General features: G+C 43.1%; 10 protein-coding genes and 1 pseudogene. 1 reads left to right on the plus strand and 10 read right to left on the minus strand.

Annotation, left to right across the window (positions count from 1 at the left end; translation table 11 throughout):
* Positions 1-170: 170 nt before the first annotated feature.
* The 5 genes from BMZ54_RS25815 to BMZ54_RS25840 form a co-directional block, all read right to left on the minus strand.
* Positions 171-1187, minus strand: coding sequence for a serine hydrolase domain-containing protein (locus tag BMZ54_RS25815; RefSeq protein ID WP_089918931.1), 1017 nt, complete (start codon positions 1185-1187; stop codon positions 171-173).
* Positions 1188-1784: 597 nt separating this feature from the next.
* Positions 1785-2732, minus strand: a complete 948-nt coding sequence (locus tag BMZ54_RS25820) for a terpene synthase family protein (RefSeq protein WP_089918932.1) — start codon at positions 2730-2732, stop codon at positions 1785-1787.
* Positions 2733-3363: 631 nt separating this feature from the next.
* Positions 3364-4158, minus strand: a complete 795-nt coding sequence (locus tag BMZ54_RS25830; protein ID WP_089918936.1) for a DUF6544 family protein — start codon at positions 4156-4158, stop codon at positions 3364-3366.
* Positions 4159-4171: 13 nt separating this feature from the next.
* The gene (locus tag BMZ54_RS25835) at positions 4172-5293 is read right to left on the minus strand and encodes an Acg family FMN-binding oxidoreductase (RefSeq protein WP_089918937.1); all 1122 of its coding nucleotides are present in this window, start codon (positions 5291-5293) and stop codon (positions 4172-4174) included.
* The gene (locus BMZ54_RS25840) at positions 5290-6099 is read right to left on the minus strand and encodes a hypothetical protein (protein WP_202909358.1); all 810 of its coding nucleotides are present in this window, start codon (positions 6097-6099) and stop codon (positions 5290-5292) included. The genes BMZ54_RS25835 and BMZ54_RS25840 overlap by 4 nt, the downstream gene beginning before the upstream one ends.
* 48 nt (positions 6100-6147) lie before the next feature.
* Here BMZ54_RS25840 and BMZ54_RS25845 point away from each other — a divergent pair, with 48 nt between their 5' ends.
* A complete protein-coding gene (locus tag BMZ54_RS25845) occupies positions 6148-7647 on the plus strand; it encodes a phytoene desaturase family protein (protein WP_089918940.1) in 1500 nt (499 codons plus the stop codon).
* A gap of 243 nt (positions 7648-7890) precedes the next feature.
* On the opposite strand, the gene BMZ54_RS25850 is transcribed toward BMZ54_RS25845, so the two are convergent.
* The 5 genes and pseudogenes from BMZ54_RS25850 to BMZ54_RS25870 all read right to left on the minus strand — a co-directional run bounded on the left by BMZ54_RS25850 (position 7891) and on the right by BMZ54_RS25870 (position 13013).
* A complete protein-coding gene (locus BMZ54_RS25850; protein WP_089918942.1) occupies positions 7891-8712 on the minus strand; it encodes an alpha/beta fold hydrolase in 822 nt (273 codons plus the stop codon).
* Positions 8713-8787: 75 nt separating this feature from the next.
* Positions 8788-9843, minus strand: a complete 1056-nt coding sequence (locus BMZ54_RS25855) for an LLM class flavin-dependent oxidoreductase (RefSeq protein WP_089918945.1) — start codon at positions 9841-9843, stop codon at positions 8788-8790.
* Positions 9844-9909: 66 nt separating this feature from the next.
* Positions 9910-10827 carry a pirin family protein gene (locus BMZ54_RS25860; RefSeq protein WP_089918947.1) on the minus strand — a complete coding sequence of 306 codons (918 nt, stop codon included), beginning with the start codon at positions 10825-10827 and terminating at the stop codon, positions 9910-9912.
* Positions 10828-11541: 714 nt separating this feature from the next.
* Positions 11542-12087, minus strand: a pseudogene (locus BMZ54_RS25865) (YciE/YciF ferroxidase family protein).
* A gap of 635 nt (positions 12088-12722) precedes the next feature.
* Entirely contained in the window at positions 12723-13013 is a 291-nt protein-coding gene (locus tag BMZ54_RS25870) for a hypothetical protein (protein WP_089918949.1), read from the minus strand.
* Between the last annotated feature and the right edge of the window lie 369 nt (positions 13014-13382).

The raw sequence follows: 13382 nt of genomic DNA on the forward strand, positions 1-13382 counted from the left end.
TAAAAAAGCTTTCCTGTTTGGTCAATGCCAGACAATACAAGTATGAAGAGATAGGGTACAGGTACCCTTGAGCCGGAACGGATAGTCTTTCCTGGCGCCGAACAGTTGGCTGTTATCAAATGGCTGTTCCAACAGTTGATCTCATTCACGGGTTAGATCTGTCTTACAAGTTATTTTTTCAGGATCTTAGCAATGCTGTTTTCAATATCCGATACCGCTGCATTTTCAGCATTGGACAGCAGCACAATAAGCTGATCCTTTTGTGTTCTTCTGCTGATGAAACTCGCAAACCCCGGCAGGCTTCCCTTGTGATAATAAACATCCCAGACACCGCCTCTTTCCCTCACGAACCAGCCATAGCAATACTTCCCCGGAACATGCTGTTTGAGCATCTGTTCTTTCATCTTTTCAGAAAGGAGGCTTTCTGCATAAAGGGCCCGGTCTAATTTATACAGGTCTCCGGTGGTTGAATACACTGTTCCCGCGCCATCAATATTTTCCAGCGGAAAATCAATATCAACAGATGCTGTTTGAGCCGCATCCTTATATCCTTTCACTATCTTATTAAGGTCTGAATTTCTTGCTATTCCGGATGAGGTCATATTAGCAGGACCGAAGATCTCGGTCTGGATCAATTCAGCATATTTCCTTCCCGTTGCAATTTGTATAATCTCTTTTAGAAGTACATAGCCCGAGTTTGAGTATTCAAAGTCTGATCCTGGTTCAAATCTTAAGGTGGCCTTTGCAATCAATGCTTTGATGTCCATTTCTTTTTCCTTGTTGAGAAGCTCGTTAAGGCCGGAAGTATGCGTTAACAATTGATGAATAGTTATTTTGCCAATTTGCATATCCGCTATTTTGAAATAACTATTAATGGTTGCGTCTAATTTGAGAATCCCCTTGTCTACAAGCCGTAATGCAAGAATGGCGGTGACAGGCTTGGAAATAGAGCCAATAAGAAACTTAGCAGTGTCACTATTGGGAAGATCATTCGCCTGATCAGCTTTTCCCCAGGATCTTTTGTAAATAATTTGCCCGTGATCTGCAACTAATACGTTTCCCGTAAATTCGTTGTCCTTGAAACTCTCTTGCATGAGGTAATCAATTTTCTCCGCTTTGGTTTTACCAGGGTTATTGGTGCAAGCCGGCAAAAGAATAAAGAGCAGGGGGTAGACTATTTTTTTCATTTAAGTTGATTGTTGGTTATCAGTAGCACAGAAGATGACTTCAATTTTATCTTTCTCGTTTAACCTATCGGTGATGGTACACAACAATTAACAACTAATATACGCAATTTGCAGCGTGCAGGATATCCAGAAAGTACGGTATTAATATTAATTTATAAATGGTAAATATTTAAAACTGCCGAACGTATAGTTGCTGAAAAAAGATATGCATCGCAACTTTTGATAATTGCCGCAAGAAATACTAACTTAAGGTAAGATTCGCATTTTACTCATTGGATCCCTGTTTTACTTAGATTATTTACATAATCCTACGATTGGCAAATACAAAAACTCTAAGCCTGGTGCAAGTACTGTAGTTATATCCACGTTAACACCCTAAAAATCCTAAATAAAACATACCCCTACCTTAGAATTTCTTTAAGATACAGTCTTGAAATAAATTAATGAAAGGCCCGGAAAAAAAGGTTTGTGGCATCTATTCCCAGACTGTCTTTATGGAATATTCATGGGCATTGCCGATATTTATCCCTATTGATTATCAATACCTATTCTCAATTTTAACACACTGGAAGCTCATAGCTACTTCGCAATGAGAAATCATACTATCGACCGACCTTTATATAAATTTTCGTCTGCCTCATACTCCTTCAGGTATCGGATCTTTCTATTTTCATTACAGTACCTGATTGAACCAGATTGAATATACCTGAAATAACGAACTTCAGCGGGATATTGTGCTTCCAGCCGGTCGAACTCTTCTTCCAGTTCAGCCGCATATTGGTAAAATAAAGAGATAGCTCTATCGATTGCGGCCTGTTCATCACAAGTTTCAATTCTTTGGATAATCTTTACAACATGGGCATAAGCTTTTATTTCCTCCTTTTTGGCCTTGTAGGAATACAAATCAAGAAGCAGTCCTATGGTATACCCTGAAATTTTGAGCGCTTTTTCAAATGCGCCACTGTAGTAGGACGATGCTGGCAGATCATCGTAGAGATACCACAATAGAGCATACATCACTGGCATGGCAACATCATATGCCCTGCACTCCAGATATTCTTCCAGAGAAGGCTCCTGCTTCTGCACCTCTATCGTACGCTGCACCAGTACATTATCCAGATATTTAACCGATTCAAGCTTGAAAATATTTTTTGCATCCTTTGTCCAGCCAGTTCCTGAACAAAAACTGGCAATCGGATAAAACAATTGATCAACCCCGGGCTCTTCGTTCAGGGCTGCTTTAAAACCTTCGATCATCTCAACAATATTGTCCAGATCAACAGAATTATCAAAAAACTGATCATCTATCAAAGCCCACACACTATAATATCTGCAAATAGATTTAACTTTTTCTATATTTCCAAATGGATAAATATAAGCAGTGTATTGGGCTCCGACAGCTATATAATCTCCATATAATTGTGTGTTTTCGTTCATTGTGTCAAAGACTGCCGTTTTAAAAAAATCTTTCATATGACTTACCAACACATTTAGTTCAGGATGCACCATAATTGGCAGGTTAGATTCAAATAGGGGGATCTTCATTGTGGTTAAATTTTAAGGGCTATGATTTTAAAAACAGTGTGTATGTATTATAACACTAGTCTGTTAAGATGCGGGTGTCACAAATTGGTTTGGGCATAAAACATTTGGGCTAGTTCACACTCTTCCAAATTTAACAACATTTTGAATTAAAATGTTTTTGATAGATTGTTTTTTTTCAAGTCGCCCATCACTCCGGCAAAACCTCCGATTGCAGTCCCCGGTCCTGGAAAGATGGCTCCAGTTTCTGCGCCCAACATATAAGCGTTTCCCTTGTTTATATTGCCATCCGGTAAACCATGATAATTATACTAATAACAAAAATGATAGTGTATATTGGTTTATTATATTTTGCCAGCCACACGGGTAGGAAAATATCAAAATTAGCACTCGCCGAAGAAGAATATCTGCGGGCCATAACAGTAAGGGGGCACTTCCCCTTAAATATCAGCAATACAATTCCTTCCAGCAATATCAGTCCGATGCATATCCAAATGCTGGTATCAATCTTATTAGCAAACACCGCCGCATATAGTAAGTAAAAGATAACAACATTAAAAAATCCCCATATTGCCGTATGAATTAATTTAATGATAGTTAGTTTGCTGGAAGATTTTTTAAGCATCATAGTGTTTTAATCCCCCTCCGGGGTATTATATAGAATATTTTCAATGCGTCCTTTAAAATACTCGAACATCCCGTTCTTATCATGCCAGGCTGCACTTGCCTGTGTCGGGAACCTGACACCATTTCTCTCGATGTAATTGCCGGCGGTTACCACCCATTTGCATTTTTCATACTTATTGCCAACAGTCTTATACCTGTCATTTGTTTCAAAACGTACAAATTCACCGGCGTCGTTAAAATAAAATTGCCCCTCTGCTGTTTTGCCATGGTGCTGTATTTGAGCACTGGCCGAATATTCATCCACAGGCCGCCATTCCAGGTAGGGCTGCAAAGCATATGCTGGTGTCAAAAAGGTTTCCGACAAAACAGTCACCAATGCCGATATATCCATTTCTTCGCCCTTTGCATTGGCTACTGTAAACAGTTTTAACAACCGGATCAGCATGTTCCCATGCCCGTTTTGATATTTGTCCCTGGCTTCAAAAGGGAATATTCCTGCAAGCAGTGACTTCATATATACAATTCGCGAGGGTACCCGGACGGCATTAAACTGGTAACAATCGAGGCTCATCCATTTTTTGCCGGGTGCCGTTCTGAGGTATACGTCTTTCCATTCTGTAAAGGAATAAGCCATCTTTTCTTTACCAATGTAGCCGCATACACTGAAAAATTTCCGGACAGGCGGGGGCAAATGAACAATATCATATTCAGTGATAAGCTCTCTGCCTTCTGCTTTGCAGCTAGCTATTTCTGCCTTTACTTCAGTTAAATAGCGTTTTTTTAAATTGTATTCTGTAAACATGTATATCCTTACATTAAGAGCTTTTTACAAACCAATCTACCGGCCTTCTCAGTGAAACAGGATTGGGGTAATTTTTTACATAACCGCAGCGCAGAATAAATTGTATGGGCGCTGTTACTCCCATAACCTTGTTTACATTTTGGGCAAAGGGTAATTCTTCCAAAACCTGGGTCATAGGATGGATAGCTATGCCTTTTTCACGTACCCGCAGCAATATCCGCTGCAGTCGCATCCCTGTTTCCAGCAATGATCTTGTTTCTGCGTTGTTACTGGTTATCAACAGCCATCCGCCCGACTGGCCAACCTGTTTTTTTACATTGTCAAGCCCTTGCTCCCGGAAACTTTTTTTCATCACTGAGGATCTATTATAAAAGTTTCTTACAACCCAGCCGCTCAGCCCTTCAATCTCCATGCTGGCAGGCGTAAGCCCATCGCAATGCAGCTTTGCTTCCTTGCTGGAGAAGCGCACCCATTTCCCTAATTCTTCCTCTGCGGCATCCCTGTATATTTGTTGCCGGTTAGCCTCTATCGTTTGCTCATTCAACCATTTAAATTCTCTGGCCTCCTTCGGTATATAATAAATATACTCTTCTTCTCCTGCCGCTAAACCGGCGAAGTCTTCTCTCTTTAAACTATCGGGGAGATAGTTGAACCGGATAGTTCTTCGCTGTTTTATTTTTGAAATATCAAAACCGGATAGGCCTGTTGCTTTCAAAAGGGACACGTCTATAATGTCTTCATCCTGGTTTGATGATGCAAGCAGGCTCCATTTGCAATGATAGCCATAATGGCCTGCAGCATACTCCAGGTTTTGCATAAATGCCCCAATGGACAGTATCGTTTCCCGCTGGCCTGGGTCAACAGCCATAAGCCATTTTGTCCTGTCGTTACAGATAACCCAGTGAAAAGGTTCCTTACGTTTTACCAGCCAGGGTTGCGCATTATGGCCGCTTGGTGCAAGGGAGGCCAAATATAAGATCTCCCGTTCGTCCGGGTGAAGCTCCGGTTGCCTGTTGCGTTCAATGTCTTTTATATCTTTTCTTACAAAGTTTGTCTTATCTGTTGACAACCAGGTAAGCCCCCCGGCAACCAGCACCGTCCCGCCGGCCACCTGTAAAAACCTTCTCCTTTTCATTGCCTGGTGTTTATATGTGAAGGAAACTGCTTCCATAACCGGCAGCCGATACGGATTACGGGTGAAAGGTCAATATTTGGAATTTTATACGTTTGCGAGGGGAACGTCTCCGATTTGTTTGCTCTTATATATACGTGAAATGCGGGCTGGATATACAGATAGCGGCCAATAAAGAACTGGTAGCCGATGCCGGGGCCAAAATCAACACTTGTTAGGTCCTGCCGTTGCCCGGTTGATTTCTGTTCTATTTGAAAAGTATGGTGTTCCAGAAAGGCATACACTTCCAGGTTTTTCCAGGCATTGTAGCCCAAGAAGAAGCCAGGAGATGTTTTATAGAAACGCTTAAAATCACTGGAACTGTTGGATACGCCTGCTGGTTCAGCATTATATGTACCTCCATTTATTACACTGGCCCTTATTCTGAATTTTCTGTAACGGTAACCTATACCGATATGATAGCCGCCGGTAAAAAACATTGGAAAGAGGCTTTCCACCTCTATAGCCTGTTTCACTTCATAATTTGCCGGAAAGGGCCTAAAAAAGCTACCTTCTTTTGTTTGTCCGAAGGCCGATAAAGAAAGCAACAATAATAAAGAGATGAAAGAGTTTTTCACAATCCAGTTTTGGGTACAAATTAACTGGACCCGGCCATTCGGGGAATGACAATTGTTAGCGGGCCTGCTGATTATTATCACCCCGGAACGAAAAGACACGAAGTAAACCGAACAGTACTCCAATGCAAACAGTTGAAATTGAGCAGGCAGGGTTGAATAAATATTATTTGACCGGCAACTGACTAATATCATTACTCAATAAGATCAGTTTACGCAATTTAGCTGCTATAAAATGGTTTTATGGCCAACAAAACAATAAGCATTATCGGGGGCGGTATGGCGGGCCTTTGTGCCGGTTGCTACCTGCTGATGAACGGTTACGATGTAACCATTTATGAAATGAACAGTACACCTGGCGGAGTCTGTACTTCATGGAAAAGAGGCGATTATACCGTAGATCTTTGTGTACAATGGCTGGTGGGCAGCGGTCCTGCAAGCAGCTTTTACGAACGCTGGAATGAGTTGATCGACATAGGGAATATACGATTTGTCAATCACGACGAATTTTTTCGTGTGGAGGATGGGAAGGGAAACCACATCAGCGTATTTACAAACCTCGACAGGCTTAAAGCGGAATTTTTAGAAAAAGCACCGGAAGATGAAAAAGAGATACGCGCATTCATAAGGAATGCCAAAAAGCTTCTAACATTTGATATGGGCACGGACGAAGCAAGGGAAACAGCGAATATATGGAGCCGCCTGGCTGCTTTCTGGAAAATGCTGCCTTACCTGCCGACCTTTGGCAAATACATAAAATTAACGTGCTTACAATATAGTGAACACTTTAAAAATCCGTTGCTAAAAAAAGTCATTTGTAATTTACCTGGCCCCGGCATGGGCATTATTTTCGGCATGATAACGCTTACCTGGTTTCATAATAAAACTGCCGGCTATCCCATTGGTGGTTCCTTAAATTTTGCCAAAAAAATATGCGAACGTTACACGGAACTTGGAGGTAAAATCGTCTTTAATGCAAGAGTGGAAAAAGTACTCGTAAAGGATGATGCCGCAATTGGAATAGAATTGGAAAGCGGGCAACAGTATTTTGCAGACCTGGTTATTTCAGCAGCGGACGGTCACACTACTATATTTGATATGCTGAAGGGGAAATACGCGGGTAAAAAATTACTTGAGTTTTATGAAACAGCCAAACCATTTCCTTCCCTTGTGTTTGTAGCCCTTGGCATAAAGAAAGATTTTACCGGTTTACCACATATAATCGTGCTTCCGCTAACAGAACCGCTATCACTTGACCCGCAAACACAACTAAATGACCTGGTTGTTCACCATCACAGTTACGACCAAACGCTTGCCCCGCCGGGTTGCACTTTGCTCACACTTAGCCTTGAAACATACAACTACAACTATTGGAATGATTTGTATATAAAAAACAGGGAATTGTATAAGCAACAAAAACAACGGATCGCTGACACGATAATAGATATTCTTGAAAAAAGATTCGGTAATATTAAAACAAATGTTGAAATGACAGATATATCCACCCCCGTTTCTTTCCAGCGTTTTTCCGGCAACTGGAAAGGCAGTTATGAGGGGTGGCTGCTAACACCGGAAACGGGCCTTAGCCACCGTTCCCATACCCTTGAAGGCTTGCGCAACTTTTATATGTGCGGGCAGTGGACACAGGTTGGCGGTGGCCTTCCGGGCGTGCTTGTTTCCGGGCGCGATACAGCACAAATCATTTGCTACAACGATGGAAAGAAATTTGTATCAACAAAGTAAAGACAGTTATGAGCACTTATGATAACATAAAACGCAAAAAATGCGTGCAATGCCCCGTAACCTGCTATAAACAACTGCATCAATTATGATGACCGCCGGCTCACAACTTTAGGCAAAATCGCCGGGCATTGGGGCGAGATCCCCGGTGGTAATGAATTTTCCTGTTGGTAGATTGGGTGGCAGTACAGATGCAAGTTCCGGAGTATCTATACTCCGAAACTTACAATCCGCTTCAGTAATTATCTATTGCTTTATGAATTCCAATATATCTTTGTTAATGGTTTCTGCTTCTGTGGTTGGCATTCCATGTGGATACCCGGGATAAGTGATCAGTTTACCGTTTTTAAGCAATGCTGCTGCTTTTACAGCCGTGGTTTTATACGGAACGATCTGATCGTCTTCGCCATGCAGGATCAAAACCGGGATGTCTATATTTTTCAGGTCTTCGGTAAAATTAGTTTCGGAGAAAACTTTAACACAGTCATAATGGGCTTTAATACCACCCATCATTCCTTGTCTCCACCAATTGTCCTGAATGCCTTTTTTAACGTTTGCACCTTCACGGTTATAGCCATAAAATGGAAACGTAAGGTCTTGATAAAACTGTTGCCTGTTCTGTGCCGTATTCTTTCTGATGTCATCAAAAACAGCTAATGGTACGCCGTCCGGATTGTTTTCATCTACAATCATATAAGGTGTTACAGCACTCACTAATACGGCTTTTACGGCTTTCCCTTTACCGAATTTATTTATATAACGAACCACTTCACCACCACCTGTGGAGTGCCCTATATGTATAACTTTTTCCAATTTAAGATACTCAACCAGTTGGGCAACATCTGCTGCATAGGTATCCATTTCGTTTCCTTCAAAGGTTTGAGTAGAACGCCCATGACCTCTTCTATCATGTGCAATTACTCTGAATCCTTTTTCAAGGAAGAAAAACATTTGGGCATCCCAGTCATCACTACTAAGCGGCCATCCATGATGGAACATAATAGGTTGTCCCGTTCCCCAGTCTTTGTAATAAATTTCCGTACCGTCTTTTAACTTTAATGTGCTCATAATCTTCGTTTTTAGAACTTTGCAAGTTAATCAACTTTTGATCTTTCATGCCAATTTATTATACACATGGAGGATTCACTCAATAGGATTTCCATAATTTCCTGAGACATCTTGCGCATGTTTTATAAGAGGAATAACCTTTGTGCCGATCAATTCGATGGCGTGTAACAATTGCCGGTGCGATAATCCTGCGTTATCCATCTGAAAGGTGAAACGATCAACCCCACCTAAAGCTTCACTATGCCGGATAAGCTTTTCAGCGACCGTTTCCGGCCCGCCGACAACAAGCACACCTTTTGGTGCGATCTGAACGTCGAACTGCTTCCTGGTTACCGGCGGCCATCCGCATTCTTTACCTGCTTTGGTCCATAATTCCGCATACCCGGGATAGTAATCCTCGACAGCTGACCGGTCATCCACGCCGACATATCCTGGAGAATGCAACCCGACTTTGAGCTGATCAGGGCTGAAACCGGCATCTGCGCCTGACTTCCGGTAAAGGTCGACCAGCGGCCGGAAACGCTCGGTTTCGCCGCCAATGATAGCGACCATTAGTGGAAGCCCCAGCTTACCTGCACGAACAAAGGACTGCGGCGTTCCGCCGACACCTATCCAAACGGGCAATTTTTCCTGAACGGGACGGGGATACACGGGCTGGTTTTTTAATGCCGGCCTGAATTTTCCGGACCATGTGACGAATTCCTTATCCCGGATCTGTAGCAGTAGTTTCAGCTTTTCTTCAAATAAGGCGTCATAATCATTCAGGTCAAAGCCGAACAATGGGTACGCTTCGATAGCGGAACCCCGGCCGGCCACGATCTCTGCCCGGCCTTTTGAGATGATATCCAGCGTTGAAAAGTTCTGAAATACCCGTACCGGGTCTGAAGTGCTCAGTACGGTCACGGCGCTCGTTAACCGGATACGTTTGGTCCGGGCTGCTGCAGCTGCCAGGATCACAGAAGGAACAGAATCCAAAAACTCCTTTTTATGATGTTCACCAATCCCGAAAACGTCCAGCCCGGCCTCATCGGCCGCAACGATCCTGTCCAGTAGCTGTTCCATGGCAGTTTCGCTGTCCAGCTCATTGCTTCCGTACATCGCTGAGGCAAAACTGTCTATTCCTATTTCCATATATTCTTCTGTTTATATCCTGTCATTTGAATACTGTCCGCTTCGGACCGCCCCGTGGCCGGTGGTTTAGGACAGTGCGTTAGGCGGCGGCGGTCCTCCTGCAGGCTTTGACTTTGTTTCAGGTAGTGGGATGTATTCCTCGTTATCCGCAGGAGGTAATTGTATGCGCCCCTGTTTCCAGTCTTCCTTAGCCTGTTCGATCCTTTCTTTCCTGCTTGATACAAAATTCCACCAGATATACCGGTCGCCCAGGTGTTCCCCACCTAGCATCATCAGGGTCGAATGCTCCTGGGCGACTATCACAGGGTCAACACCGGGAGTGAACACCAGTAGCTGCCCTGCCTGGTAGGTACTTCCATTTACCATGACGCTACCATTCGCCACATAAACGCCTCTTTCCCTGTAGCCTTGCGGTATACCGAAGCGGGTGCCCGCATCCAGTACGGCATGCAGATAAAATAAAGGTGAAGCAGTTTCTACTTCGCTTTTAAGCCCGAATGCCTCGCCGGCGATCAGGCGCATCCAAACGCCGGTGTCGGTGAACACTGGTAACTGATCCGATGTAAAATTTCTGAAGGACGGATCCGATTCCTCATCCTTTTCAGGCAACGCTACCCAGGTCTGTATCATTTCCAGTGTGCCGCCTGCCCTTATGGCCGGGTCTTCCAGCCGTTCGCTGTGCGCAATTCCTTTCCCAGCTGTCATCCAGTTCACCTCACCGGGTTTGATCACCTGTTCAACCCCAAGAGAATCACGATGTGTAACCTCGCCGCTGAACAGGTAACTTACAGTCGACAAACCGATATGAGGATGCGGCAGGACATCCAGGCTGCTGGCAACAGTAGCTGGCACGCTGATCGGCCCACCATGATCCATGAATATAAACGGGCCCACCATTCGTCGTAACTGGTATGGCAAAATGCGTTTGACCGCAAATCCGGCAGCGATCTCCGCCTGCCTTGACGATATAACGATATCCAGCATGTTTTTTTCTTCTAAGTTAAGCGTTAAGCAAATGTTTAGTGCTTTAGAATTGATTTAGTTATTTATATCTGTGTTAATTACAGAAGGGAATATGGCCTCGCAGTCTGTTATATGCTGCGGCGCAAATTTCTGCAATAGGGATTGCAGGAAAGATAACATTTGCCGGAAAAAAGCGTAGACAAGTGCCGATTTGTTCAGGTATCCAGGCAGGGGACTCTTTCATTTCATAAACCAATACAGTTACCTGGACAGGACGGGAAATCAAATGGCATCTGAAAACACCTTTAATGGGAGCAGGATCATGTGTTTTTCTTTAAAAACATCATGCATAATTAACCTCGCATATCTTTAAATATTTAAATACGGCCGATCGCAGAACAAATATAAAAATTAATGCAAATTTTTCCGGCATCCCTAAGTACAAGGCAGTTGATATTTGTAAAGATCATCTTGTTGTCAGCACCCGCTCTTCATGGCTTTAGGAATCGGTAAAATAGTAGACAAATGTCTACGTGTTTTCCCGGCATATATCATCTTTTAGTTTGCCGGTTCTTCCAGGTGTATTAAATGATGAGTATTTCGACGCCGGAGACTTTATAGAATTTGACCGGAAAGCGGGTATCATCGGATTAACCGGTAGCATAGTGGCTACCGGTTAATAATTTAAATTGGACTAACGGCAGGATAGCTTGCGTCATCCCTTTCCTGCAATTATTATACTTCTTCTTTGCTTGCCTGCGCATTGATCCTACCTTCAGCAATAGTGGTGAGCAATGCATCGGTCTCTTTTTCTTCTGACAACACTTTTTTAAGCAGTTTCGCTATCTCTGTCTGGCCCATAGTGGTGGCCAGGGTTGCCAGGCTGCCATAACAGGCAATCTCATAGTGTTCAACTTTTTAAGCAGCGATGATCAGCGCTACATCCCGTTGCGCCGTACCTTCTTCTGTTTGATCTATTACCTTCCAGCCTTCATCAAAAAGCCCTTGTAATCCTATACAATGCTCTGCCTGGGCAACCATTCCCATAAGTTCAAAGACCTGTTGTACTATCATCACATGGTTTTCTGTTTGTATCCGGTGCGTGTCAAACGCTTGCTTAAGGCCTGGGGTGGTGGCCGCAGCTGCCATGGTAGAAAGTACGGTTGTCAGGTTTTGTTCTGCCCAGTAAATTTCGCGTAACATTGTTACAAAGAATTCCTCCAGCCTGGTATCAGGAGCGGTTTCCGTTAGGGTGTTAGCGGTCGCTTTTAGAGTTTGCATTTTTAGATTGTTTAGGTGAGTAATTGAAATTAAGTAAGATGACTTTTTCAGATACTGAAGCTGCTACAAATAACATTCCTGACCTGACTCCAAGTTGGCTGCAGATGTGCCCGACGTGATTTCCGGCGGGGAGTGTGTATGAAAAGAAACAGATTTGAGGTAACAGCCCCCCGACTGTTGCAGCTATTGAGATAGGGGAGCTGGGAGTTGATGTTTTAAATCGGGCAGATTGGGGACTGTATTGTAATATTCGTCGATCATAACCGTTTAAGAGAAATTCAGTTCGTATCTTTTATGGTTATGATAAAACAACCCGTATTCCTGATCTTATTCAGTATGGTAGCTATCCGGTCTGCCGGACAGATCAATCTTGCCCAACCATTTGAAGATTGCAAAATTAAAGGCAGCATCACATTGTTTGACTATTGTCGGAGAGATTGATCATATATCGGTACCAGGAAAATCCCGGCAGCTATTGCTGCCCGCGGGAAGACCGTATTAATCATCATTAGTAGTATAGAGTTACGATTAATAGCCCATTCACATCAAGAATGTGATCGGCAAGGCAATGGCAGCTCTGAAGTATTCAATGGCCTGGACATAGGTAAGGCTGGAAAACAGTGGGGCACCGCTGTTCAACTTCCCGCAAACGGCGTCCCGAAAATACCTACCGCCAATTCTGCCCATATAAGCAGTAAAGCCACCAGTATCCCCGCAACAATCATCACTCTGTACGCTGTTTTCTTCACCTTTCTCAATACAAGCTCACAGGCAAGACCAGTGCCGAGTAATAGGATTCCCATCACCAGGAAATCAAATGGAGACCAGTCCCATTCACTGGAGAACTGCATCGCAATCAGGGGTATAAGCAGTATCAGCACGACGGTGAGCACGATGCCGGTAAGCCTTCTGTTTTGTGTGATCATAATTAAAAAGTACTTTGTAGTTCAAAGTTAATGAAGATTTTTATACGTTACGCGTTTTAAGAAAAAAAAATTACTTTAACATTCGGTTCATTTAACGGAAGCATATGTCGCAACTATTTTCTTCACTCGCAATAAAGCTGTCCAATTCAAAAAGAGGATCACTGTATCACCTATGTGCCAGTATTCTAGTGGGACTCCCTGTATATGTGGTAATTACTTAGTGCCCTATATTGGTTAATTTACCTGACAAGGCAACAGGGGTTTAGAAGAGCAAACGATGTCATTTTCTTATCCTTTGATAAATAAATAACAACTGACTATTGACTTTCAGTTAAGCTCGAAATGTTTCTTATTATTGGTTTTTGTAAC

It is taken from the genome of Chitinophaga rupis, assembly GCF_900109685.1.
GTDB classification, from domain to species: Bacteria; Bacteroidota; Bacteroidia; order Chitinophagales; family Chitinophagaceae; genus Chitinophaga; species Chitinophaga rupis.